The organism is Halalkalirubrum salinum (assembly GCF_005543295.1).
GTDB lineage: Archaea > Halobacteriota > Halobacteria > Halobacteriales > Haloferacaceae > Halalkalirubrum > Halalkalirubrum salinum.
On the sequence record NZ_SRSG01000041.1, the window covers coordinates 16,746 to 42,145 of the forward strand.

Here is a 25,400-nt window from a genome sequence, read left to right on the forward strand (position 1 = left end):
ATTTTCGCAGAAAAATATCCTCACCGGTATCCAAGATCTTTCAGATGTTGTTCTAAGTCCACCGTTTCATCCGGGTCCGTTTCGAGGCTTGGTTTTCGACTACCGGTATCTACGGCACTAGTTCGGATCCACGGCACTTTCTTAACCACTGGATGTGGGAATCCTTCTGGATGACCATAAGCGCCAAATTCGCCAAATGCCTCACCGTGGTCCGCGGTGATTACGACGTTTTCCGCGTCAATATTTTGTAAAAGTTCTCCGACCTCATCCAACGCGAGACGCAGTGTATCACGGTACAGTTCGTAAACTTCGTTTCTATCGGCAGTATTGTTCTCTAGTTGTTCGTATCCTTCCATCTCGAGGTCCGTTGCTTCTCTATCCTCAGGCAGAGCACGGCCAATGTACGGTAAATGTGGCTGCATATAATGTACTATCAATCTGTCAAACCCACAAGACCGTCCCAGATGAATCGCGCGATCGGTTATCACTCCTGGAAGTACAATACGATATCGTTTATCATGGTTCTGTTTCCATACGAAATCAATATTTGCAAAATCTTCAGTATCGACTATCTCCCAACGAGAAAAATCGAATGGAGTTGTATTATTTTTCGGAGGGAAAATTCCTCTTTCAAATAGTTGTGTGGCGTGGCCATTACCAGTAATGTAGTGGGTCTGATTAATTTTTTTATCGTAATCTGGTATAAAAGTGTTCACCATCCACTCATCGGACTGACTGCCAACGGACCAAATTGTCTCAACATCCTCAATGAAATCGTACTCAGGCGCAACCTCGATTAGCGTGTCAACACGACATGCATCAAGGATAATAAGTAAATCCCAATCCCGCTCGTAGACATTCGTACCTATCGGAATTCGAGAGGTAACCGCGTACCAAAAAACAAGATACCACGTGTAAATCACATACATTGGTGCTCGAATCGGATTTTCTCGGAATCGCTCACCCATCTCTGCAAGCCATTTTTTGACGTGGGTCTGCATGTAATTTTGATAGTAGACCGCATAACAATGAAGTGTCCGATCTACGGTGAAGAAAAGACCGGTACACGGAACGGGAGATTCTCTTGAACCGTTGTCCTAAATTCCCGAGAGAGAATGAGCAATGTAATAAAGTAAACTATGGCACCTAAGCATACGAGTCCAATCACCCGTAGAAGTGAATCACCTAAAAGAATGCGACCACTAAGTACAATTCCCGCCATGATTCCTCCTGCAGTGAACTGTTTTGCTATCTCGCTAATCGGAATAATAACCTTGGTAATTTTACGTGCGTAATGATATCCCAAAAACAGTCCTAAGCCAGCGGATACAGTTGTAGCTACGGCAGCTCCGTACCACCCGTATTGCCAGGTTAGACCGATATTTAATACAGTATTTATTAAGACAAAAATTATATTGATATAGAACGTCAGCTCTGGATGGTTGAGTGCGTTAATCGTGGACACGAATTGACTCATGTAGCCATATAGAAGTCGTGCAAAAGTGAGAATGAGAAGGATATAATAGCCAGAATCAAATCCTGGACCATAAATGGTTAACACAATATCTCCGACGATTGCACCTCCAATGAGTCCCGGTATGACGAACAACCCAGAAAAAGCGAGGCTAACGCGTAGCAGTCCAGCGATCTCTGCCTCCGAGTCACCCTCAGACGCTTTCTCACTCATTTCTGGAAATAACGTCTGGGAGATGGAGCCACCAAAGGTCGAAAAAAGGGACGCCAAATTCCATGCGATCTCATAGACTGCAATGAGGCTGTTGGAGACGAAGACAGCAAGTACGATCGTATCCATTGAGAGAAATGTTCTTCCTTTAACAGAACTGAGCCAAGAGAATTGGGCATAGGATCTGAGACGGGTGAATTCTTTCCGAGATGGGACATTATTAGGGATATCAATAAAATAAAAGCCAATGGCAACTGCGACAACAGCGCCCGCAATGTAACCTACGAAGGCACCTGTAATTCCGAATCCAGTAAGAACAAGAGCCACCTGAACGATACTTCGACTAGTCCATTCTACAGGAACTAAAATACTCGAGACATGGACAAGATGCTGACCGTCCAACACCACACGAATAAACTCAATAAATAAATGAGCTAAAAGCATTAAAATCAGAATCCAAGTTGCCTGAATTCCCATAAATTTATTTAAGTAAGGGCGTGACAGCCATAGAAATAGTACTAATACGATATATATACACAATTGAGCTAAAGCACCAGCAATGACGTAGTTCCCCTCATTGACTTCACTAATACGTTTTCTAATGGCCTCCGGGATCCCTAATTTCCCCGCGATTGCAACCCACGACAAAACAGACAAAACAACTACATATATTCCATACTGATTTTGTCCAAGCGTTCGTGTCAAAACGATAGTCGCGATAAATCCAGAGACAGACATCACCATACTCGACAAAAAACTCACCATCGTGGTGCGCCCATATCTCATAAGATATCACCCAGGGGATCGCAGATAATGTGAAGATTACGTTGCCACCGTATCAATGTCGCGCTTTGGCCCCGAAAACACAGCTATCGTACATCACGAATGGCTGTGCTGAATCGCCATAAGACGGTGAAATCCACTGTCACACCGTTCTCTTATTATAAACGGTACAATCAGAACAATTTCTCAAGATTAATCGAACCAAGACCGTGCTCACACGGCTAAAGTGACCAGTGCTATCTTTGAGGCTTCAGAGAGCGTAGTGAGTAGCAATTATCATAAGTCATCGAATAAATGTATTGAAGCATTTGTGTGAAGATCAGCTTGGTACGGCCATTGACGAGGGTCAGAAGGCAATTGAGACTCGTTTCATACCGTGAATCTATTTCATCAATAATTTGTATTTTAGTCATTCAACCAACATAGTCGCTCAGTACCTTCTCAATTGAGGAATAATAGTTTATTGATCTTTATGTATGTATCTACTGAAATTAGCAAAAGCGGTACGTTATGGAACAATTTTGGAGAGAAGTACTTCTTCATTAGATACGCAACCAAGGTGACTGATATGTATCGATAGATCATGTGTAACGACCCTTTGATTTCAGAAACTTGTTGCTTATCTAATACAGAGTGCGGAAAATGGGTTCCATTCTGTTGTCCACTTAGTTTGTTTACATACTTTCCCGAAGCAGACACTTTCACTACGACTGATGTGATCGACCGATTTTTCAATAAAGCTGTTTATGTATAGGAAGAGTAAATCTCTAATATGAAAGTAGATGCAATTAGGGAACATCTCGAGTGGCGATTTCTTCAATTTAAGTATTATACTTCCGGCAAGTTATTAACGAGAACCGTTGGAGGTGAATCAGTCACACTAGGGGTTGGTTCCTTCCGTGAATTTCTTCGTGCAATTGATTATCAGAATGAAGATTTTGTAATTGAAACCTTACTTTCTAAAATTGAGCCAAACGATGTCTTTTGGGATATTGGCGCAAATATAGGAACACATTCGTGCTATATCGGACAGAGAGGGAATCAAATTGTGGCGATTGAGCCACATCCTGAAACCGCTTCTAGAGCACGTGAGAACATGGAGAGAAATGGTGTTGATGGTGTTGTTTTAGAATATGCTCTGAGTGATGTGGAGGGAACAACTAGCCTTTGTATTCCAGACAAAGATACCTATGAGATCGGTACAGGAACATTTACGACCAAATCTGGAGATAAAATGAAAGAAATTGAGAAAGTTACTGCGACAACTGGAGATAATCTTATTGAAGAACATGAGTTACCTCTCCCCGATATAATAAAAATTGATGTTGAAGGTGTAGAGCTAGACGTAATTAGGGGATTTAAAACAGGGTTAGAAAATTCACATTCTATTTTGGTTGAAATCCACCCACAGCATACAGACATAGAAAATATAAGATCCCTCCTAATTTCGGCAGGATATGAATTAAGAACTCTTAGGCAAAGAAATAATGAGATTCACATATTAGGTTCGAAACTTAATAAATAGATTCGCTTAACCTAGTTTATTATAATTCAATATCTCCTGTTACAGAAAGTGCGAGTAGTGAAAAAAATAAGAAAGATTGACCATTATAATTATTTTTTAATTTCTCTTTGGTTGTAATACCATACCTGGGATCTGACTCATACATCTTTCCGAGTTGAAAATACTTTGTATAAATATATCTGAATATACTCTCATCCCAAAGTGAGTATAGTTGACGAACGGCCGACTCAATCGGAAGACCACGAATCATATTAGAGATATTAGCTTTTAAATCATTGTCAGCGACATGGCCTGCTTCCCTGAGACTTACCCCTGCTATTTCGACATATAGTTGTTTAATATATTTCTCATAGAATGATCGATGTCGCTTTTTTTCTATCGGGACCTGCCGCCAAAATTCATATAATTCTTTATCTTCCAGAGGCATCCACCACTGATATTTAGAAAATTCAATTGCCCGAACACCATTTACGATTAATTTTGCTCGCCGCTCTTTCAATCGCCATCGTTCAAAAGCCTCCATAAGAGAGCTAGGAGTCCGATCTTCTGTTAGTCCAAGTGTCTCGGCTACTCTATCCCGGACATCCTCAAATGGAATAGATAGGTGTTCATTATACTTGAAGTGCTGGTCAATAATTGCATTAGTTAATTGATCCAAATTAATCTCATCTTGATTTTCAAATGCGACGGGTGTTGCTTTCATTGAATCCAAGCTCGAATGGCCTGGAAGGAATAATGCATTTTCAGGTAAAATGCCTGATTCTTTTAATCTTCGTATTGGGGGTACATTGGTTGGATGTGGAAGACTACCAATATACGCCGCGCGATTGAAATAATTGTTCCACACATCCGATTCGTAGAACTCTTGCCAATCTGAATGAGTCAATTTAGCCGAGTACCATGGAAATCCGAGATTTTCTGCTATACGTTTCGCTATGTCTGTATTCTTTCCCCCTGTGTTTATTGTATATGTTATTACATTTTCGTAACCAACACGCTTCAACATTAGTGCAATCAGTCGTGAGTCGTACCCTCCGCTCAGTGGGAGCACAATCGGACGATCATTAGCTATTTCAACTATTCTATTAAAAACGGACTTTAGAACTCTGTCAAACTCTTTAGCTAGTTCTTCATATCCATATTCAGGTTTAGTAACAGTGTGTACATGATGCTGGTAAAATGAGAACTCATTCTTAGACTTATCAAATACTACAATTTCACCGGACTGAATTTGGTTGATTTCTTTATATAGGGTATGTGATCCAGTCACGAACCGGGATGTCTTGTACTCTATTCTTGAGATCTCAGACCAAGTCGTTTTAGGTATCTGGTCTATTATCCAACTACAATCATCACTCACCAAGAGATCTCCATTTTCCTGAGAATAGAATAACGGACCCGTTCGCATACGATCGGCTACGAGAATTGTTTGCTCATCACGATCAATAACTATTCCATAGAAGCCGATGAATTCGTCTAGCAATTTAGATATTTCTTCTACCCCAGTAGTATTGTTAACTATTCTTCCGAGATCTGAGGAATCAACGTAATCTCCCTCGTAAAAAACATGGCCACGTACGTAAGTGTCACCAGTCCTCACCCAAATATTATTGTTTAATTCTATTTGTGGATTCATGAATGAGTCAGTGATATCCTTGTGTTTATTCCTATAATAAAAAAACCACTTGATTTAAAATGATTCTATGCTTTGATATAACCGATGAGGAAAGAGCACTTATATTCGGACTCAAATACATACAAATTAGTAAGAACGGATGAGAACATCAAGCTCCCAATTGAAAATCCTAGAACATGAACCCGTATAATATTGACGACCCAGTTTTATCTCTGATCGGTCAAACATCTCTCGTCGAACATCCTAAGAATCTCTTAGGCGATCTCCATCTTAAATTGGAAAAAGAAAATCCAACAGGCTCAATGAAAGATAGAATTGGTCTCGGAATGATTCTTGAGATGCGAGAGTCTGGTGAGATTTCTGATGGTGACCTTGTCATCGAAGCGTCCTCAGGGAACACTGCCGGAGCTGTTGCACTTGCCGCAAATCGACTTGGGCATGATAGTATTATCACAACTCCTGAGAAAACGAGTCCGCAGAAAATGGGATTTGTGAAAGCTTTTGGGTCAGAATTAGTTACGTGTCCTGACGTCAACTCTGATCATAAAGATCACTATCGAGCGAAAGCACAGCAAATTGCCGATAAACGGGGAGGTATCTTCCTAAATCAATATCATAATCAATTAAATCCTAAAGTTCATGAAAAATGGACTGGGCCGGAGCTTTGGAATCAGACAAATAAATTAACTCACATAGTTTGTCCTATGGGAACTGGCGGCACTCTATCCGGAATTGGTAAATATATTAAAAATCAAGATCCTTCAGTAAATATAATCGGGGTAGACGCTAAAAAATCCAACATTAGTACGTCATTTTATGATAAGGAACCAGTCAAATACGATACTAAAATCGAAGGGCTAGGAAAAGGGGGTGAAACTCCAACGATGTGGTTTGATTACATCGATGAAATTATATCAGTAAAAGATGAAGAGGCCATCCAATGGGCTAAAAAAGCAGCTAGAGAAGATGGGCTGTTGATTGGAACATCCGCCGGAGCGGCATTTAAAATTGCTTATAATATTGCAAATGAAAATGAGAATGCTTCTGTAGTCTCCATAGTCTGCGATGGAGGAGAACAGTATTTTGACACTCTTAATTATATGTAAAAACTCTTCGAAAATCATATCAAAATTCAGTAACTATTGTGAAGCCCGATATTATTCCTATCTACAACGATTCCACCGGCATCCGATCAATGCTTTATTTGCTTCTCGCCAAACCGCACCTCCAACGGCTACTGCATTATTTTTGTCGACAGCGACTCCACTATTCGTACTGCTGATTGCGCTCCTTTGTACGACAATGCCCGGATCACCCACTATAATGAGACGGACATCATCTATAGCTGTAATGCGTAGGTGTGTGAACAGACCCTCGACATTGTACAATCGATCGGTTAAATGGATTTCGTCTATGCGTAATCAAGCCAAAAGCACAATCAGGCTTATCAATAGTTTGATCAGACACACACCACTATTTCAATCGTTCTGTCGCTTTCGGAGGCATCGATCGCGCAGAGTTTCGAGATCGATCCCGTCGAACGCCTGTACGTCTCCGAGTGCTGAAAAGACGGTGTCAACGCACACAGCCAGCGTGTACTCGTAGAAGATTCCGCCTGCTCGGCCACGGTTATGCTCACGCCGATCAAGCACGCCGAGCATCACGAGTTCGTTCAGATGGCTGTGAACACTTCGATCGCTCAGGGGCTCGCGATCGAGCTCCCGGGCGAACCGCTCGTAGCGGGTATAGATATCCAGCTTTTGTGCTGGAACAGCGCCTTCTACAGTCAACACTGCCATGGTGAAAAGCGTCAGATGGCCGTGGACCGTAAGATCAAGGAGACTCTGTTCAATCTGTCGTTTCTCCAAGAGCTGTTGACCACGACGTACATCTGCTTCGGTGACTCGTTCACGATCATTGCGCCGGGCAAGGTCACCAGCCTCGAATAACAAATCAAGCGCTTGGCGTGCACTCCCGCGATCCTGTGCAGCGAACGCGGCGCACAGCGGCACCACCTCAGAATCAAGGACATCGTCTCGAAAGGCGAGGGCAGACCGCCGCTCCAAGATCGCCTGGAGGTCGGTTGCGTCGTAGGGTGGGAAGTGGATTTCGCGCTCACAGAGAGTGTCCTCAACTCGGGGGTCAAGGTTCTCGCGGAATTTGAAATCGTTGCTGATTCCGACAATGCCGATCTTCGCATCTTTAAGATATCCGTTTGCGCGTGCACGTGGAAGCTGGTACAGAATCGAATCGTCGTCTCCGATCTGGTCGACCTCGTCAAGAACGACGAGTATTGTCCCGCCGAGCGCTTCTAACTCGGAGTACAGCTTGTTGTACACCTCATTAAGTGGATACCCGGTGGAACTGAGTTGGTTGTTCTTTGTTCGGAGTTGATTCGTCAGTTCGATCGCTACCTGATAGCTTGAGGTGAGATCCTCACAGTTACAGTAGATTGTCGTTATAGAGAGATCCTCATACTGCTCAGCGTCTCGTTCGAGATGATCAAGTAAGTACCGCGTCGCAGCCGTTTTACCGACACCAGTTTTCCCGTACAAGAAGATGTTCCGCGGCTGCTTACCATTAATAACCGGTTGGAGATATGCCTTGAACGCATCTAATTCGTCATCTCGTTCGGTCAGCCGTTTTGGTTGGTAATCCTCTCGGAGTATATCTTCGTCTTCAAAGATCGTCTGATCGCGTTCGAAGATCGGCATCTATTCTAAACCACCAGCCGAGGATACTTATATCTAGCCTTCAAACGTTTCAATTGTTTCAATCGTTTAGGTATGCGTATCTGTAAACGCACACACCACTGTTTCAGTCGTTACTCTCGCGGTGGATGTAGCAAATTAAGAACGATTGAAACAGTGGTGTGTTCTACTCAGTATCAAACTCGATCAAAATGACCTCGAAAACGATTGAAATAGTGGTGTGTTTCCCATCCTCATGTTCTCGATGAGTTGGCGATCAGAACCCTACACAGACGAATAAAACGATTGAAACGGTGGTGTGTCTGTGGGGTAAAGTATCTGCCTTCTTGACTGAGATCGCCCTTCCGGCCTATGCGATCGACATCTCCGACCCATCCTCATTCGATAACTCCCGCTTCGTCATCCCATATAGATATCCAAACCCAACAGCCGCAGTAAACACGAAAATAGCAACTAATTGCTTCACCTTCGAAATTGACGGCTCACGCAACAACTCTTTCAGCCGCAGCGGCACGTACGTGAACAACAGATCGAACAGGTACTCGTTTTTATCGCCGCTCGTCTCGGGTGAAATCTGGTCCATGATCCGTTTCGAGTACCCCTGCCAGAACGATCGCTCAACCAACCACCGGAAGTTGCCTCGATACTCGAACAGCGTGTGGTTCACAACCGCCGCCGTATTGTATAAGACACCCTTCCCAGTCAGATCACGAATCCGAACGCAGACGGGAGCTTCGTGCGCCTGAATGTGCCGATCGCCCTTTCGGCCCGTGTTCTCATCGTACCCCCCAACAGACAAGAACACGTCCCGTCTGTACGAGATGTTTGAGCCGTAGGTATTCCGCAGTTCCTCCATGTGTTCGCCCATGCCGCGTTCGTCGCAGCCGACGAGCCAGTAGAACTCCTCGGGAAAGAAATCCGGCTTCCCGCCGACCCAGTTCGGCTTCACGTGTCCGCCCACGGCAACCGCGTCGGTCCGCTCGTACGTTTCGACCAACCGATCGATCCAGTCGGGCTCTGCGACCCCGTCGTCGTCGATCATCGCGACGATCTCGCCCGACGCCAGCTCCGCGCCCTTCGTCCGCGAGTACGAAATCCCACGATTCTCGTCGTTGTTGTGGACCACGACGTTCTCAAGATCGCCGAAATCTTCCACCACCCGCTCGTACACCTCCGGATTACCGTCGATCACCAACACGACCTCGATCGGCTCGTAGGTCTGTGCGAGCGCGCTCTCGACAGCCTCCGTGAACACGTCGTATCGGTCCATCGTATATGTGCAGACGACGACGGAAACGTTCATGCTCGAGCGTTGACGCAAACGGCGAATAAGGATTGTGTTTCACCGATGTGCGTTGTGTGTCACCGATATGCCGGCCGTTAGGTCATTGTCGATTCGAAGTGGGCGACACACCCCACTGGTTCCGCTGTTAACGCGTGTGAGGTAGGTGGTGATCTGTGCCAACAGAATGGTCTCGATCGCTCGACGACGAAAGAATCGACTACTACCACTACGCCAATGGCGTGAGTAGATCAGTTAACCCACGTCGAACGCTCTCCGTGGACTGTGCAAGCTCATGGAGTTTGTACTTTCCGCCGCGTTTGCCGTGGTTTTTTTCGATCGAAGAAACGATACCCAGCGTCTCTAGTTCCGAGAGGTACTCACGGATTGCCCGGTTGGATATCGGGTTCGTTCCCTCCTGTGAGCAGATTGACTCGTATGCTGGTCTAACCTCACGCGTTCGGGCAGGAGTCTGATCGCGCTCTGCGAGCACGGTTAACGCTAAAAGGACCAGTTTTCCGTGTGTTGGATAGTTTGCGATCCCCTGTACGACCTGATCTGTCTGTAGTCGCGAGTGCGCCTCTTGGACGTGGTCTTCGGTAACCCGCTCGGCGTTTCGTTCCCTTGCAATGTCGCCACTCTCAAGAAGCAGATCGAGTGCCTGCCTCGCGTCTCCCGAATCTTTCGCGCCGTCGGCAGTCCACGCGTGGATAAGCTCGAATTTCGTCTCGATTAACAGCGGAACCACTGGGGTAGCGGTTCGGCGAGTTAGTAGTGAGTTTGCTCAACGATGTTCATGACGTCAGTTCGAAGTTCTTCAGGCGTTGTCCACGTGTTGAGGTGGCCCTTTTGATCCATGATGTCGAAGAGCGTTGCCATCATGGCATCATATTTTTCATATTCGAGATCGGAGTCGATAGCCAGATCGACGTAGTCGCGCTTGAATATGAAGGTGGTTTCGAGCGGGGCTTCGCCCAGCTCTAGTTCGTGGCCGCCGTCGTTGTCTTCAGCAATAAGTAGCGTGTAGTCTGTACCGATGAGCGTGTAACGGAATTTGAGGTAGAAGTTCGACCAGTGTTCGTTTGTCTCGTCGAGATCGTCGAGCAGAATGGCGCTAGCAGGGAGCGGACTGTCGTTGATGATGTCACGTGTATCTTCAAGGCGGTCTTTCGGGCCGTCACGGTCGCCTGACGGGGTGTCGTAACTACCGAGAATAAAGTAAATGCTGTCGGAGATGGTTTTCAATTCGAGTTCAGTAAAGAGTGAGAGGGCGTTGTCGTGGATCGTTTGAACCGCAGGACCAGTAAGGCCACTATAGATGAAGTCAGCGTCTCCGAGCCGAGGGGTATCTTGGATATGTGGTGGCGCATCCGTGTTTGCCATGGCTGTGAGAGGTATGATTGGCGGGTTATACGTTGAAGATTATGATTGTCGATGACCGTCGCAAAACATATGTGGCTGGGCGTTGAATCTGTGTGTATGTCACAGAATGCTTCCTCGGCTGCAACACGTCCCGGAGGAGAGGGCGGGGCAGACCAGTTGGTAGACCATGACGTGGATCCTGATCGTCTCGCTGATCTGCGGGCAATCTTGGTTGAGCCGAAGGCCCGGCTCCTCCAGCAAATTTTAGCCAGTCCCACGGGAGCACTGAGTGCCGTGGAGTTAGCGGCACGGAACAGGATTACTGAAAGTACGATCCGCGATCATTTGCGTGATCTCAACAATCGAGACTCGGAGATTGTGGCGGTGCTTGAGGCCGATGCCTCACCAGTTCCCAACGGAATTCCGAGAAAATACTACGCGGTCACTGCGTACGGAATCGACCTGTTGAAACAGGTGAACCTCTATGAACAGATCGGGGTTCTCTATGATATGTACGAGGCTGCCGAGTTAGAGCTCCCAGATTGTGATGAGCGATCGGTTACGATCGCTGCGATCGAAGCGTACGAACACCGGCCGTCGCCGGAGTGGATTTAACATCCCACGCATTGTGCTGCATCGATAGTCGCGCAAGTTTGAGCAGTTTGTAAGTTCGAGCGGTTCTATTTTATTACGTATGACACACCCAGCGAATGCACTCGAGATACCCTGCCACCGATCGCCGCACAGATCACAATATAACAAGGCTTATTTCCGATTTGCTATTCGTTCAACCCAATGAGTACGCGAAGCGATCGCGACGGGTTGGAGGGATCCGCCCTGGATATCATCGAACGATGGTATCAGATCCCTGTCCTCGTGGCAATTATGACATTCTCGTTGGCCGTACGGCTACAGAGTTACGAGAACTTCCTGAGTAACGGCGAACCGCTGTTCGGCGGTAACGACCCGTGGTATCACTACCGAGAGACCTCCTATGTAGTCGAGAACTTCCCGTTCACGATGCCGTTCGATCCGTGGACAAACTATCCCTCTGGACACAACCCTGAGCAGTTTGGGACGCTTGTCGACCAGATCGTCGGCGGGGCAATCCTCGCCCTGGGACTCGGAGATCCAACGAGCCAACAGGCGGCGATCGTGATGGTAATCGCCGCGCCCGTGATGGCGACACTCGCACTTATTCCCGCGTACGTCCTCGCGCGCCGGTTCACCGGCAAGTTCCCAGCCCTCATTGGCGTGGGCGTGATCGCCCTCCTGCCCGGTACGTTCCTCAACTACAGTCTCGCAGGCTTTTACGACCACCACGCGTTCGAGGTGTTCTTCCAGACGATCGCCGTCCTCGCGTTCATCGTTGCCCTCTCGATTGCCGAGCGCGAAAAACCCATTTGGGAGCTCGTGATCGATCGCGACGTCGAGGCGCTCAAACGCCCGGTTGCCTATAGCGCCCTCGCGGGCGTCGCAGCGGGACTGTACATGTGGGCGTGGCCGCCGGGCATCCTCCTTGTCGGCTTCACTGGCATCTTCTTCGCGCTGAAGATCACCACCGACGTCTACCACAGCGACAGCCCCGAGCCAATCGCGTTCGTCGGCGCCGTCTCACTGACCGTCACCGGCCTTATGATGCTCGTCCCGCTCAACCAGTTCTCGATCGGCGGTGCGACGAGCTACTCTCTCCTGCAGGTACTGCTCCCGATCGCTGTCGCCGCCGGCTGTGTCTTCCTCGCGTTCCTTGCTCGCGAGTGGGAACAAAGAGAGCAGACCGAGACTGCCTACGTCGCCACCGTCTTCGGGCTGATCGTCGCGTCGATCATCGTCGTCCGGTTCGCGATTCCGAGCCTCTACCGGACGATCGAGGGCAACGTCCTGAACATCATCGCGTTCAGCGCCTCTGACACAACTCAGACGATCGGCGAGGCGCAAGCGTTCCTCACGAGCAACCCGAGAGCCAGCCCTTTCGAGATTATCTTTTACGAATACGGTCTGGCATTCATCACAGCCGTCGCTGCCGCACTATACCTCATCGGCCGCCCACTGTACGCGAGCGACGACACCAGCGACACCATCTATCTCGTGAGCGGTGTCGCCCTCATCGGCCTCGTCCTCGCTGCATTCCCGACGTTCTCGGGCGCCTTCGAGGCGATCGGGATTAGCTGGCAGTTGCTCGGACTCGCGATCGCGCTCGCACTACTGATCGGCGCGGCCCTTCGCGTCCAGTACGATGCCGCCACATTCTATCTCCTCACGTGGGCAGGATTCATCACCGCCTCGGCGTTCACCCAGACGCGATTCAACTACTATCTGGCGATCGTGGTTGGCATTCTCAACGCGATTTTCATCGCGGAGATCCTCGGCTACCTCGATTTCCGCGGCTCACCCCGAGAGGTTATCGACGGCATCGAAGGCTGGCAGGTGATGGCAGTCGTCACCGCATTCTTGCTCATCACCGCGCCGCTCGTCTTCGCGGTCCCGACGACCGCGTGGGACCGTGGCGCAGAGTCGGCGAACCAACCCGGCGAGGTCGTCGCGTGGGACGACAGCATGGACTTCCTCGAAGAGGAGACGCCCGCCCCCGGCGAACTCGAAGGTCACGACAACCGAATGGAGTACTACGGCACCTACGACATCCCAGAAGGCGATCACGACTACCCTGAAGGCGCGTACGGCGTCCAATCCTGGTGGGACTATGGGCACTGGATAACCACCCAGGGCGAGCGGATTCCGAACGCGAACCCGTTCCAGCAGGGCGCGACCGAGGCAGCGAACTACCTCCTTGCACCGAGTGAGGATCGCGCTGAAACCGCACTAGAGGAAAAGATGGGCGAGACGGGCGAAACGCGCTACGTCATGGTTGACTGGCAGATGGTTTCGCCGGCTTCGAAATTCAGCGCTCCGGTCGTCTGGTACGATGAGGAGGACATCTCTCAGGGCGACTTCATCCAATCGGCCTATCCACAGCAGGGCGAGCAGTTCGGCCAGCCGATTTCGTTACGCGAGCAGCGCTACTACGAGAGCCAGATGGTTCGACTCTACGAGTTCCACGGCAGTGCAGTCGATCCTTCGCCGATCGTCACCGAGACCCAACAGCAGAACGTCGAGACACAGGCGGGCGACCAGGTGACGATCGACGCGATCGACGCCGAAGATGGAATCCAGGAGTTCGATAGCGTCGAAGCAGCGCAAGAGTACGCTGATGAAAATCCTGGCGCACAGGTGGGCGGAATTGGGCCGAATCCACAGGAACGCGTTGCGGCCCTCGAGCACTACCGGCTCGTCAAATCCGCCCAGAGCCCGGCAAGTTTCAGCAACTCAGACTTCCAACAGCAACTCCAACTAATGCAGCAGGCTAACGTCTCCGAGCAGTACCTCACCCGAACCAGTCCACAGTGGGTCAAGACGTTCGAGCGGGTCCCCGGCGCGACCGTCGAGGGTAGTGGGGCCCCCGCAGGAAGCGAGGTCACCGCACAGGTACAGATGCGCGATCAGACCACCAATTCGACGTTCCCGTACGTGCAGCACGCGACAGCAGACGAAGACGGGAACTTCGAGATGACGCTGCCGTACTCGACGACCGGCTACGACGAGTTCGGTCCCGAGAACGGGTACACGAACGTAAGTGTCACCGCTGAAGACGAATACACTTTCACGGCGGTCGACGAGGACGCGAACACCTCTGAGAATCCCCTCGCCGGTCAATTGGTTGGCAATGCGGCTGTTGAAGAAGCCCAGGTCGTCGGCGAGGACGACTCGTCGGTGACTGTCGAACTGGAAACGCCCGAAATGGAGACCGAAGGCAACGAGTCTACGAGCGAATCGATCGACGGTGAGAGCGAACTCACCGATTCGGACCGTGAGTCACATTCAGACCGTACATTGCAGTCCGCCCATAAGTCGCTCACTGCACCCGCTGAGGTACGGGCGATCGCCTAATCGATGACCAGCGCCCGCGAACTCCTCGGAATCTACCTCCGCGGGCTCTGTATGGGCACCGCCGACGCTGTCCCAGGCGTGTCGGGCGGGACAATTGCCCTGATTACCGGCATTTACGAACGACTCATTACCGCAATCACTGCGATTTCTCCCTCCCGAATTCTTCGACTGCTCGGGGGCGTGCATCCGTCGGGACGAAAAAGCGCGAAAGCGGCTGCGGTCGAACTCGATCTCGCATTTTTACTCGCGTTGGGTACGGGGATTGCCACCGCAATTGTCGCCGTACTCAGCCTCGTGTCAACGTTGATTGAGGTTGCGCCGGTGGCCACGTTCGGCTTCTTTTTCGGATTGATCGCCGCAAGTGCGATCGTCCTGTATGGGGATGTCGAATTGAACACACACGGCCGTATCGCCGCAGCAATCGCCGGATTCGTCCTCGCATTTGTGGCGTCGGGTGTCACAGCGAATGCGATTGATCCCTCGGCCACAGTTGTGTTTGTGGCAGGAGCGATCGCCGTGAGCGCGATGATCCTCCCGGGAATCTCCGGATCGTTGTTATTGCTACTGCTTGGTCAGTACGCATATATGTCCAACTCGCTGTCGGCATTCGTTGACGGTGCGATCGAAACCCTTCGGACGGGTAACCCACAGTCACTCTTCGCGGCGACGCCGCCAGTCATTACGTTCATCCTCGGGGCAATTGTTGGTGTCTTTACGATCGCATATGCTGTGCGATATGCGCTTGAACACTACCGTGAGGCGACCATTGCATTTCTCGTGAGCCTCATTGTCGGTGCGTTGAGAGCGCCGATCGAACAGGTTGACGGTCGACTCTTGGCGGCCGGAGAGGCGTGGACACTCACGGCTGTTGGGCTGTTTGCAGGTTTTGGGATACTGGGGGCAATTGTGGTGCTTGCACTCGATCGGGTCGCCGAAATCGAAGTGTAAAACTGATCACTCGCGCGGCACTGCGATATTTCGTACCTGTCCGTTGCAGTTCGGACACCGACCAGGCGAATCTGCACGGTGTTCGCGGTGACTACACTCAATACATTCGTAGTACCCTTCCGCTGGCGAGTACGGATCGACCTCACTAAAGTTTGTGTCCATATACCACGGCAGATTTCGACACGTATTGAATCTTTATGCCCTAATTCCAACTATATACCTGAGAGTATAAGGTAATAATATTCAGTATATCAAAAAATACGAGAAAATAGAAATCATATGTTAGAAAGTATTGTGGGGGCAGAAACGGGAGAGACTTGGATCGACTGCGGGCCCGATGCGGCCAGTGAGCTAAGACAGGTATATTTAATTCGATCGCTGCCGTGTTTTCATGTATGGCCGCCACCTTGCGAACGCCGACCGATCGTGTCTGTGAACGGTGCGGCAGAACCGAGCGGTGGGACGACGAGATCGAATCGTGGATCGTCAACAAAGAACCAGGTGAAATCTACTGTATCCACGAGTGGGACATTAACGGTTCATTCGCACCGATCGAGAGCTAACTCGATCAGCGAACGCTGCAGCGCTACGTATTCGATTTTTACCAAACGAGATTTATTTGCTCCCGTAACGATTGCTTCGGGACGCATCGGTCATCTCTTGGCCCCACGGTCACCTGTGAGATGGGACCATCAAGCCGGCGGCCGTTTGCTGGGAACGTTCAGAAACTGACGCCGACACGCTACACCGAGGAGTCGATCGATCGAAGCACCGAAAGCGTTCCATCGAAGTACGACTCCCCAAGGACGGTATCCGCAGCGGCCTTCGCTCGATCGTCTGCGTTTGCGACTGCGTATGATTCGCCGGCGACCTCGAACATGGAGGCGTCGTTCTCGCTGTCGCCGATCGCGACGAACGACGCCACATCAACACCTAGCAGTTCGGCCATTGTCTCCAATCCCACCCCTTTCTCAACGCCGGGCGTTTTGACGTGAAACGCGTAGCCCGTGTCGACGACCGAGAGGTCAAACTCGGCGGCGACCTCCCGCAGCAGGGCTTCGTCGGCGTCGATCGAAACCGCGAGTTCGGTCTCTCGCCAGCGGTTCGTTGTGTCGACCGTTCCGTAGCCAACCGCACCACCACGATCGACGAATGCCTCGATCGCCGCGGCTGCCCGATCCGGATCGCCAGTGAATCGAAGCGTGTCCTCGCCGTAGACGACCCCGCCGTTTTCGGCGATCACACGCTCTTCGATCCCAATAAAGTGACACAGCGCGACAGGGTACGGAAACGACTTCCCTGTCGCCATCACAACTGGGCCGTCCCACCCAGAGAGAGCGTCGAACACCCGCGGATCGATCGTGTGCTCGCTCGTCGTCAACGTCCCGTCGATATCCAACGCAAGCGGTGGGGCCATACCGGTACATCATCTCTGGAAATACAAACGTCATTGGGAATAGAGCTATCTGTGATGAGAGACCATATCACGATGGATCATGAAGAAACTGATCAACAATCCAGAAAACGTAGTCGACGAGATGCTCGAGGGGATGCTCGCAGCGTATCCCGATCGCCTCCGGCGGTTGGACGGCACCGATGTACTCGTCCGGGCGGACGGACCAGTCGACGGGAAGGTCGGCCTCGTCTCTGGGGGCGGCAGTGGCCACGAGCCGACCCACGCCGGCTATATTGGCGACGGGATGTTAGACGGCGCTGCCGCAGGGCAGGTGTTCACGTCGCCGACTGCCGATCAACTCAGCGAGATGATCCAGGCGTGTGACGCCGGCGAAGGCGTGCTCAACATCGTCAAAAACTACGAGGGCGACGTGATGAACTTCGAGACGGCCGCTGAGATGGCCGACATGGAGGGGATCGAAGTCGAACAGGTCGTCGTCAACGACGACGTGGCCGTCGAGGATTCGCTGTACACCTCCGGGCGACGTGGGGTCTGTGGAACGATCCTCGTCCACAAGGCCGCTGGTGCGAAGGCTGCCGCAGGCGGAGATCTCAGCGAGGTCAAAGCCGTCGCCGAGAAGGTGATCGACAACGTTGGGACGATGGGAACTGCGCTCACCTCGTGTGTCACCCCAGATAAGGGAGAGCCAACCTTCGACCTCGGCGAAGACGAAATCGAACTCGGGATCGGAATCCACGGCGAGCCGGGAACCGAACGGGTCGACGTGATGAGCGCCGACGAGATCACCGAAGAGCTGACCCAGAACGTTCTCGAGGATCTGGCTCTCGATGAGGGCCAAGAGGTGATGACGATCGTCAACGGGATGGGCGGCACCCCGCTCATGGAGCTGTTCGTCGTCAACCGCAAACTCCAGGAAATTATCGGCGATCACGGCCTCGAGACCTGGGACAGCTGGGTCGGCGACTACATGACGTCGCTCGATATGATGGGCTGTTCGATCACTGTCTGTGCGGTCGACGAGGAGCTCAAATCGCTGCTTTCTGCGCCAGTCGATACGCCAGCCCTCAAGGGTTAGAGAGAACCACCCAATCGATTCGACGCATTCGCACCCCACCATGCGGGCGCAAACGATTTACCCCCAACAGCCGAGCCAACAGATATGGCAGACGCCGACACGCAGCGCGAGGCTGTGTTGACCGCGATCGACCGTGTGGCCGATCGCCTCGAAGACGAACGATCGTATCTCACCGAACTCGATTCGGCGATCGGGGACGCAGACCACGGCTCGAACCTCTCGCGAGGGTTCCGTGCGGCCGCCGACGAGGTCGCAGACAGCGATGACGACGTCGGCGAGATCGTCAAGACGATCGGCGTCACGCTCATCTCGAAGGTCGGTGGCGCCTCAGGCCCGCTGTACGGCGGCTCGATCATGAGCGCGAGCCAGGAACTGGACGACGGACTCACCGCTGACACGTCGATCGCGTTCGCGGAGGCGTACCTCCAGAAGGTGCTCGATCGCGGCGACGCGCGTGTAGGCGCGAAGACGATGGTCGACGCGCTGACGCCGGCGGTCCACAGCTACAAGAAGTCGATCGAGGTCGACGACCTCCCGCCGCTGACCGCGTTCGCGAAGGCGGTCGAAGCCGCAGAAGCCGGCGTTGCGTTCACTGTACCGCTTCGCGCTGAAAAGGGCCGCGCGTCGTTTCTGGGGTGGCGATCGGTCGGCCACCAGGATCCTGGCGCGACCTCGACGCTGTTTATTATGGAGGAACTCCTCGCCACAGCCGAACAGTACCTTGAGGGCGAGACGGACGTCGATGCAGCTGCGCCGACAGAGCCTGAAGCGGACCCCGACGAGATAGACGGAGGCGACGCATGATCGGACTCGTTGTGGTCTCACATAGCCAGAAGGCTGCCGAGGGAATCTGTGAGATCGCCGCCCAGATGGGTGGGAAGGCCCCGATCGAACCCGCCGGCGGCGACGACGGCGAGATCGGCACTGATACTACGACAATCAAAAACGCGATCGAATCGGCCGATGACGGCCAGGGGGTCGTCGTACTCGTCGATCTCGGCAGCGCCGTGATGAACGCCGAGTTGGCGATCGAAATGGGAGACACACAAGCGGTCATCGCGGACGCTCCGGTGCTGGAAGGCGCGCTCAACGCCGCAGTCGAAGCGACCAACGACGCGGCGACAATGGATTCCGTCGTCGAAAAGGCCGAAGATGCGCGCGAGTATCACAAAGTGAACTGATTGTCTCGAAAATACCTCACGCGTACGTCTTATCAAACTCACGTTCCCGACGCATGAGCTCCTCGACGCCGTGTTCGAGGATACCGCGACCCATGCCTGTCGGTCGATAGTACGTATAGAAACCCTGGCTGTCAGCGGTCCGCCGCTGGCGCTTATCGACGAGTCCGACACTAACCAGTTCGTCGAGATGATAGTGGAAGTTGGAAGATTCGACATCCACTGCGGCCTTGAGCTTAGCAGCGCTCAGTTCATCGTTGGCGACAAGCGTACGCAGAATTCGAAATCGAGTCGGGTGACCGATCGCCTGTTGCATCGAGAGGTACTCTTCAAGCGTTAGCCCGCTCTCTTCGGGCAGCGGCGGCTCCGGCTGGCGCACGTCATCTGGTTGATGGCGATCGGCTTCGGACATCTGGGAACTCTCTGCTCCATTATTTGGGTGCACTCTACTTAGTCATTCTCAACTAGAATATTCCTGAAAACACCGATATTTATATACTGTCGCTCCGAACAACTGCGTCGAATGCGGCAACGAATTATCGATAACCTCCCTCACCAAGCCGATAATTCAGCCGCTCTCGCGCCAGTCCGTCGGGAACAGTTTCTCGTCTACCTGATGGGACCATACCGAACATTCGACGTCGACACATTGCTCCCAGCGGATGTCAACGTCGAAACCGATACGCCATCGTTTGCGACGTGGGACGAAACCAGCGGCGAGTACGCTGAGGACGAAGTCTTACGCCTTCTCCAAGAGACGCGAGACTGTCTCCGTGAGCGTGGATTCAACGCCTTCCTGGCAATTGACGTTGGGATTCCGCTTGAAGAGATTGATGCAGCCACCCAGAGTATTGCCTTTGCACAGGCGAGTAACGCAACAATTTTTATTGCGCCACAGGTCGGCGACAATCTCGGTGTCGGAATTGAAATCGGAAGTGTCCTCGAGGATCTCTTGTCAACAGCTGAAATGCATGGATCGGCGGCCGACGCGACTCCGCCTGAAGACACACGACGAGTAATGGTTGCGACTGAACCATCGGTTCGAAGTGCAATGCTCGGTGCTGTTAACACACGCTGGGATGCGAGCGTTCGGAATTTTACAGATGTCGAAGACTGCTGTCGACTCTGTGCCCAATTCTGTACCCACATTCAAAACGAGGAACGCTACGGTTCGCTTAGTCTTCTGAACTGACTGGTCAAAAGTAACTCAACTGTGCCCTTCTCAATCCCTGGCTAGCTACGTTAATCACTATCACTCAAGACCGATCGCCGATCGCACGTCTGCACGCGTCTCACATGCGACAACATCAGCGGCGAGCGCTTCGGCTTCCGTCCGATCGATGTCTCGAACGGCTCGTTTGACATCCGGAATCGTCACCGCACTCATACTCAGTTCGTCGATACCAAGCCCCACCAGCAGCGCCGTGAGTGCTGGATCGCCGGCCATCTCACCGCACATGCTGACCCACGCGTCCCCAGACGCCTGTACCGTTTGATCGATCGCCCGAATCACTGCGGGCGCGAGCGGGTCATGATAGTCGTCCATCCGATCGAGGTCGCGCTGCGCGGCCAGCACGTACTGCGTGAGGTCGTTCGTCCCGATACTGAGGAAGTCGACCCGATCGGCGAACGCGTCTGCGAGCATGACCGAGGCGGGCGTTTCGATCATCACTCCCAACTCGGGAACGGCTGCATCGACACCCTCGGCGTTCAGCTCCGCAACGATCTCGTGCACCCGATCGATCGCCGCATCCAGTTCCTCGACTGTCGAGACGAGCGGGAACATGACCGCGAGGTGCTCGCCGACGGCTGACCCGGCGACTCGACACAGCGCGCGCAGTTGTGTCTCGAAGAGCCCAGCGTGTTCTTCAAGTGACAGTCTGATCCCACGCGCGCCGAGGAAGCCGTTTTCGATGGGATCGAGTCCGAGGTAGTCGATCGGCTTGTCGCCACCGATGTCTGCGGTTCTGACGACGACGTGGCCACCCGCCGCCGCACACCGATCGGCGAACGCCGCACAGACCTCGTGGTACGCCTCGTACTGTTCGTCTTCGGTGGGTGGCTCTCCGCGATCGAGAAAGAGAAACTCCGTTCGGAACAGTCCAACGCCGTCTGCACCAGCGTCGATCGCCGGGGCGGCCTCCGTAGGCGATCCGAGGTTTGCGGCCACCTCGATCGACGTTCCGTCAGCGGTCTCGACCGCATCGTGGATCGCGGCGGCTGCCGTATCCTCACTGTAGGTCTCGATCGTCTCTGCGTCGGGGTCGATCACGATCCGTCCTGACTCGCCGTCGACCGCAACGGTTACACCGACGTCGACCTCGAACAGCCCCGCGCCGACGCCGACAACCGCCGGGATACCGAGCGATCGGGCGATGATCGCCGCGTGGGATGTCCGCCCGCCTTTTGCGGTGACCACCCCGGCGATTGCCTCTGGATCGAGTTGGGCAGTGTCGCTTGGGGTGAGCCGATCGGCGAGTACCACCGTCCCATCGGCGAGCGCCGAGAGATCTCTCCGGTCAGCACCCGAAAGAATTCGGAGTAATCGATCACGAACGTCCCGTAGGTCGTCTGCACGCTCGGCCATCATTCCGTCCATTCCCTCGAACTGCTCGATCGGCCCCGCAAACGCGTCCCACACGGCTGTCTCGGCGCTCTTGCCCGCTTCGATCGCTTCCTCGACGCTGGATTCGATCGTCGGATCCAACAGGAACTGTTTGTGCGCGTCGAATACCTCCGCTTCAGACTCGCCGACCCGTTCGGCGGTTCGCTCGCGTTCCACGTCCAGTTCCGCGACCGCCGCCTCAGTGGCCGCTTCGAAGCGATCGACCTCCGCGGCCGGCGACTCGGACGCCCGCTCGTGGTGGTCGACCGCCGACGACTCGGCTGTCCGCTCGTGGTAGGCTGTATCGTTCGATCTGTCGGTGTCGTCAGCGTCGTCAGCATCGTCAGCATCCTCGGCGTCTTCGGACTCGCGATCGACCCAGACAACAGTTCCGACCCCGCGCCGTGGCGTCGCCCCGACACCCGAAAGGGTTCGTGACATTTGAGGTCACTCCTCGACTGTCGTCGAGAGAATGGCTTCCAGCGCGTCGAGTGCGGCCTCGGCGTCGCTCCCCTCGGCTGTCAACACCACCTCTTCACCGCCTTTGACGCCCAGCCCAGTCACTGCAAGCATGCTGTCGGCTGCGACGGCCGACCGAGAGCCGTCCGCAGGTGCAACCGTTACTGTTGCGTCGTACGTGCCGGCAGTCTCAACGAACGTTGCGGCTGGCCGCGCGTGCAGGCCGTCTTCGGGAACTACGGTTACGACTCGTTCCATACCCCAAGGATGACGGGAAGACAATTATATGTATACGAGAGCGGTACGGCCGACGAACAACAGCCGTGGTCACTCTGCGTAGGATTCAAGTTGCTGTTCGACTTGCGCGTTGAGACGATCGAGCCCTGCCTCGACGCCCATCGACTCGACGTCAGCATACGCGTTGGCGACGATCGTCCGGACCGTATCGAAGGGGCCGATGCGTGCCCCGCGAGTCGCAACGGTCCGATCGCTCGCGAGCAACTGTTCGATTGCGACCTCGTAGCCAGGGTTCGCCTCAAACCAGCCGTCCCGTCTGAGCGATCGAACGGCATCCTCGTGAACCGGCAGATAGCCAGTTTCGGTGTGCCAGCGGACCTGCTGGGCGGGTTCGGCTAGCCACGCGAGGAACTCACCTGCGGCGGCCTGTTCGGCGGTCGAGGCAGTCTTGGGAACCCACAGCGAGCCGCCACCGACGACGACGCCGGCACGACCGGCCGCCGCAGGCAGTGCCGCAACACCCAACGAGAATGGAACCCGATTGCGGATCGATCCGAGCGACGATGCCGAACCGATCAGCATTGCGGCATCGCCTTCAACGAATTGCCGTTTCGCCTCTCCGCGGGCCTCGATCCCCGGATTCTCATAGAGCTCGGCGTCGTCCATTGCAGTCCACCACTCGTACAGTTTGTGTGCTGCATCGCTGTCGAAGTACGCCGTCCTCGGGGTTCCTTCGTGGCCGTTGGCTGCGTCAACGATCGGCTGATCGGCAGCTGCGAGCCACTGCTCGACGAACCACGAGTAGTTCGCGAACGTGATGCCGGTCGGGCAGACACCTGCGTCGACGATCGCCTCACTCGCGTCGACAACTGCATCGTATGTCGCTGGCGGCCTATTGGGATCGAGCCCTGCGGTCTCGAAGGCGTCGCGATTGTAACACAACACTGGCACCGAGGAGTTGAACGGCATCGAACAGAGCTGTCCGTCGACACGATAGTAATCGGCGATCGGATCGAGGTACGCCGCTGTGGATCCAGATGGCAACAGCGACGCAACTGGCGTAAATAGCCCGCTGTCGACCGCGCGGGCGGTACCAATCTCGTATAGTTGGGCGATTACCGGGCCTTCACCGCGCTCGACGGCGGCAAGCGTCGTCTCAAAAGTGTCACGGTAGCTGCCCTGTGACCGCGGCACGATCGCAACATCCTCGTGGTCCGCCGTAAATTCCTCAGCGAGCGATTCAACCAAGACCCCTTTATCACCACCCATCGCGTGCCAGAATTCGACCACAGTGTCGACATCTTCTGCGGCGGTGTTGGCTGTCGTCTCAAATCCAGCTATTGTCCGTTCGAGTGTGTCGATCCGTTCGGTGAGCGTCGTGACGCTCGTGGACGCCTCCGAAACCGACGTCGAGTGGTTCGTCATCGTTGTGGAGACTGCTTCAGCGTTCCTTGCAGTGTCGCTCGCTAAGTCGTCGACGTTCTCGACCATACCCGCCGCCTCCTGGAGGGAGTTCGCTTGGTCGTCAGTTGCCTCGCTGATCTCTTGAACGCCACCGTTTGTTTCTTCGATCTCGGCGGCAATCTCGTCGAACGTTTCGGCTGCTTGCTCGACCGTTTCTGCACCCGATTCGACCTGCACTGCGGTTTCTCGCATCTCACTGAGCGTCTGGCTGGTCTCAGTTTTGACCGCGTCAACCGATTGTTCGATTGCCGTTGCTGCTTCCTCGGCATCTTCAGCTAGTGATTTGACCTCTTCGGCTACGACCGCAAACCCCTCACCAGCCTCACCCGCGCGGGCAGCCTCGATCGAGGCGTTCAACGCGAGGATATTCGTCTGGCCAGCGACCTCGGTAATAAATGCAGCGCTCTCTTCGATCGCGTCGACCCGCTCGTTGAGTGATTCGATCGATTCGAGCACGGTCTCTGTCCGCGTGGTGATCGCCGCCAGTTCCTCGCGGGCGTCTCGTGCGGCTTTCTCTCCACGCTGGCCCTTTTCGAAGACTGCCTCCGAGGTTGTTGCGACCTCCTCGGCGGAGGATGCGATCTCCTCTGTGGCTGCAGAAAGCCCTCTGATTTCAGCACTGAGCGCTGAAATCATCTGCTGTTGCTCGGTCACATCGCCGGTGATGGCTTCGGTCGATCGTGCGGCCTCCCGGCTGGCCTCGGTAATCGACTCCATTCGATCATCGACTTGCGTTGTTGCACCAATCACCTGTGCTCCGACGCCAGAGACGTCGTTGACGGTCGATTCGTACGCACTCACGAGGTCGTTAAACGCCTCAGCGGCAGCCACCGCTTGCGCATCGGCAGTACCGAGATCTGCTCGAACGGTTAGATCACCATCGGCGGCGGCACGGAGCTTTTCGGTCAGCGTCTCGAGCGCTTTGGAGTCGATCTCAGCTGGCTCTTCGATCGTCTCGGATGTGTGAACATCTCTGATCGGTTTGGTTGTGTTAGAATCTTCAGTCGGTTTGGTTGTGTCAGAATCTTCAGTCGGTTTGGTTGTGTCAGAATCTTCAGTCGGTTTGGTTGTGTCAGAATCTTCAGTCGG

22 protein-coding genes and 1 pseudogene are annotated in these 25,400 nt (G+C 53.2%); 10 read left to right on the forward strand and 13 right to left on the reverse strand.

All coding sequences use genetic code 11. The features are described from left to right. Window positions 1–20: 20 nt before the first annotated feature. Window positions 21–1,001 carry a hypothetical protein gene (locus E5K03_RS13565; RefSeq protein ID WP_138007348.1) on the reverse strand — a complete coding sequence of 327 codons (981 nt, stop codon included), beginning with the start codon at window positions 999–1,001 and terminating at the stop codon, window positions 21–23. A 41-nt stretch (window positions 1,002–1,042) separates the two neighbouring features. Further along, the gene (locus tag E5K03_RS13570) at window positions 1,043–2,449 is read right to left on the reverse strand and encodes an oligosaccharide flippase family protein (RefSeq protein ID WP_138007367.1); all 1,407 of its coding nucleotides are present in this window, start codon (window positions 2,447–2,449) and stop codon (window positions 1,043–1,045) included. A gap of 790 nt (window positions 2,450–3,239) precedes the next feature. Between E5K03_RS13570 and E5K03_RS13575 the strand changes: the two genes are divergently transcribed. After that, window positions 3,240–3,992 carry an FkbM family methyltransferase gene (locus E5K03_RS13575; RefSeq protein ID WP_138007349.1) on the forward strand — a complete coding sequence of 251 codons (753 nt, stop codon included), beginning with the start codon at window positions 3,240–3,242 and terminating at the stop codon, window positions 3,990–3,992. 19 nt (window positions 3,993–4,011) lie between these two features. Here the strand turns inward: E5K03_RS13575 and E5K03_RS13580 are convergent, their stop codons facing one another. Continuing rightward, on the reverse strand, window positions 4,012–5,628 hold the full coding sequence (locus E5K03_RS13580; RefSeq protein WP_138007350.1) for an asparagine synthase-related protein: 1,617 nt from the start codon (window positions 5,626–5,628) through the stop codon (window positions 4,012–4,014). Between the two features lie 176 nt (window positions 5,629–5,804). Here E5K03_RS13580 and E5K03_RS13585 point away from each other — a divergent pair, with 176 nt between their 5' ends. Beyond that, the gene (locus E5K03_RS13585) at window positions 5,805–6,734 is read left to right on the forward strand and encodes a PLP-dependent cysteine synthase family protein (RefSeq protein ID WP_138007351.1); all 930 of its coding nucleotides are present in this window, start codon (window positions 5,805–5,807) and stop codon (window positions 6,732–6,734) included. 372 nt (window positions 6,735–7,106) lie between these two features. Here the strand turns inward: E5K03_RS13585 and E5K03_RS13590 are convergent, their stop codons facing one another. The 4 genes and pseudogenes from E5K03_RS13590 to E5K03_RS13605 all read right to left on the reverse strand — a co-directional run bounded on the left by E5K03_RS13590 (window position 7,107) and on the right by E5K03_RS13605 (window position 11,004). Then, window positions 7,107–8,342: an orc1/cdc6 family replication initiation protein gene (locus E5K03_RS13590; RefSeq protein ID WP_138007352.1), complete on the reverse strand. Its 1,236-nt coding sequence runs from the start codon at window positions 8,340–8,342 to the stop codon at window positions 7,107–7,109. Window positions 8,343–8,688: 346 nt separating this feature from the next. Further along, window positions 8,689–9,642, reverse strand: a complete 954-nt coding sequence (aglG, locus tag E5K03_RS13595) for a glucosyl-dolichyl phosphate glucuronosyltransferase (RefSeq protein WP_138007353.1) — start codon at window positions 9,640–9,642, stop codon at window positions 8,689–8,691. A 208-nt stretch (window positions 9,643–9,850) separates the two neighbouring features. After that, window positions 9,851–10,336, reverse strand: a pseudogene (locus E5K03_RS13600) (Cdc6/Cdc18 family protein); the annotation flags it as partial. A 53-nt stretch (window positions 10,337–10,389) separates the two neighbouring features. Further along, window positions 10,390–11,004, reverse strand: a complete 615-nt coding sequence (locus tag E5K03_RS13605) for a hypothetical protein (RefSeq protein WP_138007354.1) — start codon at window positions 11,002–11,004, stop codon at window positions 10,390–10,392. 96 nt (window positions 11,005–11,100) lie between these two features. On the opposite strand from E5K03_RS13605, the gene E5K03_RS13610 reads away from it, so the two are divergent. The 3 genes from E5K03_RS13610 (at window position 11,101) to E5K03_RS13620 (ending at window position 15,876) form a co-directional block, all read left to right on the forward strand. Continuing rightward, complete coding sequence (locus tag E5K03_RS13610; RefSeq protein ID WP_138007355.1) at window positions 11,101–11,598, forward strand: hypothetical protein; 498 nt, start codon at window positions 11,101–11,103, stop codon at window positions 11,596–11,598. Between the two features lie 180 nt (window positions 11,599–11,778). Further along, window positions 11,779–14,928 carry an oligosaccharyl transferase, archaeosortase A system-associated gene (locus E5K03_RS13615; RefSeq protein WP_138007356.1) on the forward strand — a complete coding sequence of 1,050 codons (3,150 nt, stop codon included), beginning with the start codon at window positions 11,779–11,781 and terminating at the stop codon, window positions 14,926–14,928. 3 nt (window positions 14,929–14,931) lie between these two features. Beyond that, window positions 14,932–15,876 (forward strand): DUF368 domain-containing protein, encoded by a 945-nt coding sequence (locus E5K03_RS13620; protein WP_138007357.1) that lies wholly within the window; start codon window positions 14,932–14,934, stop codon window positions 15,874–15,876. A gap of 6 nt (window positions 15,877–15,882) precedes the next feature. Here the strand turns inward: E5K03_RS13620 and E5K03_RS13625 are convergent, their stop codons facing one another. Beyond that, window positions 15,883–16,038, reverse strand: a complete 156-nt coding sequence (locus E5K03_RS13625; RefSeq protein ID WP_138007358.1) for a rubrerythrin-like domain-containing protein — start codon at window positions 16,036–16,038, stop codon at window positions 15,883–15,885. Window positions 16,039–16,271: 233 nt separating this feature from the next. Here E5K03_RS13625 and E5K03_RS17295 point away from each other — a divergent pair, with 233 nt between their 5' ends. After that, on the forward strand, window positions 16,272–16,439 hold the full coding sequence (locus E5K03_RS17295) for an HEWD family protein (RefSeq protein WP_171006697.1): 168 nt from the start codon (window positions 16,272–16,274) through the stop codon (window positions 16,437–16,439). Window positions 16,440–16,618: 179 nt separating this feature from the next. Here the strand turns inward: E5K03_RS17295 and E5K03_RS13630 are convergent, their stop codons facing one another. Beyond that, window positions 16,619–17,293, reverse strand: a complete 675-nt coding sequence (locus E5K03_RS13630) for a phosphoglycolate phosphatase (protein WP_138007359.1) — start codon at window positions 17,291–17,293, stop codon at window positions 16,619–16,621. A 79-nt stretch (window positions 17,294–17,372) separates the two neighbouring features. Here E5K03_RS13630 and dhaK point away from each other — a divergent pair, with 79 nt between their 5' ends. The 3 genes from dhaK to dhaM all read left to right on the forward strand — a co-directional run bounded on the left by dhaK (window position 17,373) and on the right by dhaM (window position 19,549). Further along, complete coding sequence (dhaK, locus tag E5K03_RS13635) at window positions 17,373–18,368, forward strand: dihydroxyacetone kinase subunit DhaK (RefSeq protein ID WP_138007360.1); 996 nt, start codon at window positions 17,373–17,375, stop codon at window positions 18,366–18,368. Window positions 18,369–18,452: 84 nt separating this feature from the next. After that, window positions 18,453–19,172, forward strand: coding sequence for a dihydroxyacetone kinase subunit DhaL (gene dhaL / locus E5K03_RS13640; protein ID WP_138007361.1), 720 nt, complete (start codon window positions 18,453–18,455; stop codon window positions 19,170–19,172). Continuing rightward, the gene (gene dhaM, locus E5K03_RS13645; RefSeq protein ID WP_138007362.1) at window positions 19,169–19,549 is read left to right on the forward strand and encodes a dihydroxyacetone kinase phosphoryl donor subunit DhaM; all 381 of its coding nucleotides are present in this window, start codon (window positions 19,169–19,171) and stop codon (window positions 19,547–19,549) included. Before dhaL ends, dhaM begins: the two co-directional genes overlap by 4 nt. 16 nt (window positions 19,550–19,565) lie before the next feature. On the opposite strand, the gene E5K03_RS13650 is transcribed toward dhaM, so the two are convergent. Next, window positions 19,566–19,958, reverse strand: a complete 393-nt coding sequence (locus E5K03_RS13650; protein ID WP_137198679.1) for a winged helix-turn-helix domain-containing protein — start codon at window positions 19,956–19,958, stop codon at window positions 19,566–19,568. A gap of 111 nt (window positions 19,959–20,069) precedes the next feature. On the opposite strand from E5K03_RS13650, the gene E5K03_RS13655 reads away from it, so the two are divergent. Beyond that, window positions 20,070–20,738 (forward strand): DUF7509 family protein, encoded by a 669-nt coding sequence (locus E5K03_RS13655; RefSeq protein WP_138007363.1) that lies wholly within the window; start codon window positions 20,070–20,072, stop codon window positions 20,736–20,738. 60 nt (window positions 20,739–20,798) lie between these two features. Here the strand turns inward: E5K03_RS13655 and ptsP are convergent, their stop codons facing one another. The 3 genes from ptsP to E5K03_RS13670 form a co-directional block, all read right to left on the reverse strand. Beyond that, entirely contained in the window at window positions 20,799–22,592 is a 1,794-nt protein-coding gene (gene ptsP, locus E5K03_RS13660) for a phosphoenolpyruvate--protein phosphotransferase (RefSeq protein WP_138007364.1), read from the reverse strand. A 6-nt stretch (window positions 22,593–22,598) separates the two neighbouring features. Further along, window positions 22,599–22,868 carry an HPr family phosphocarrier protein gene (locus tag E5K03_RS13665; protein WP_138007365.1) on the reverse strand — a complete coding sequence of 90 codons (270 nt, stop codon included), beginning with the start codon at window positions 22,866–22,868 and terminating at the stop codon, window positions 22,599–22,601. 69 nt (window positions 22,869–22,937) lie between these two features. After that, a partial coding sequence (locus E5K03_RS13670; RefSeq protein ID WP_138007366.1) for a methyl-accepting chemotaxis protein occupies window positions 22,938–25,400 on the reverse strand: 2,463 nt, incomplete at its 5' end.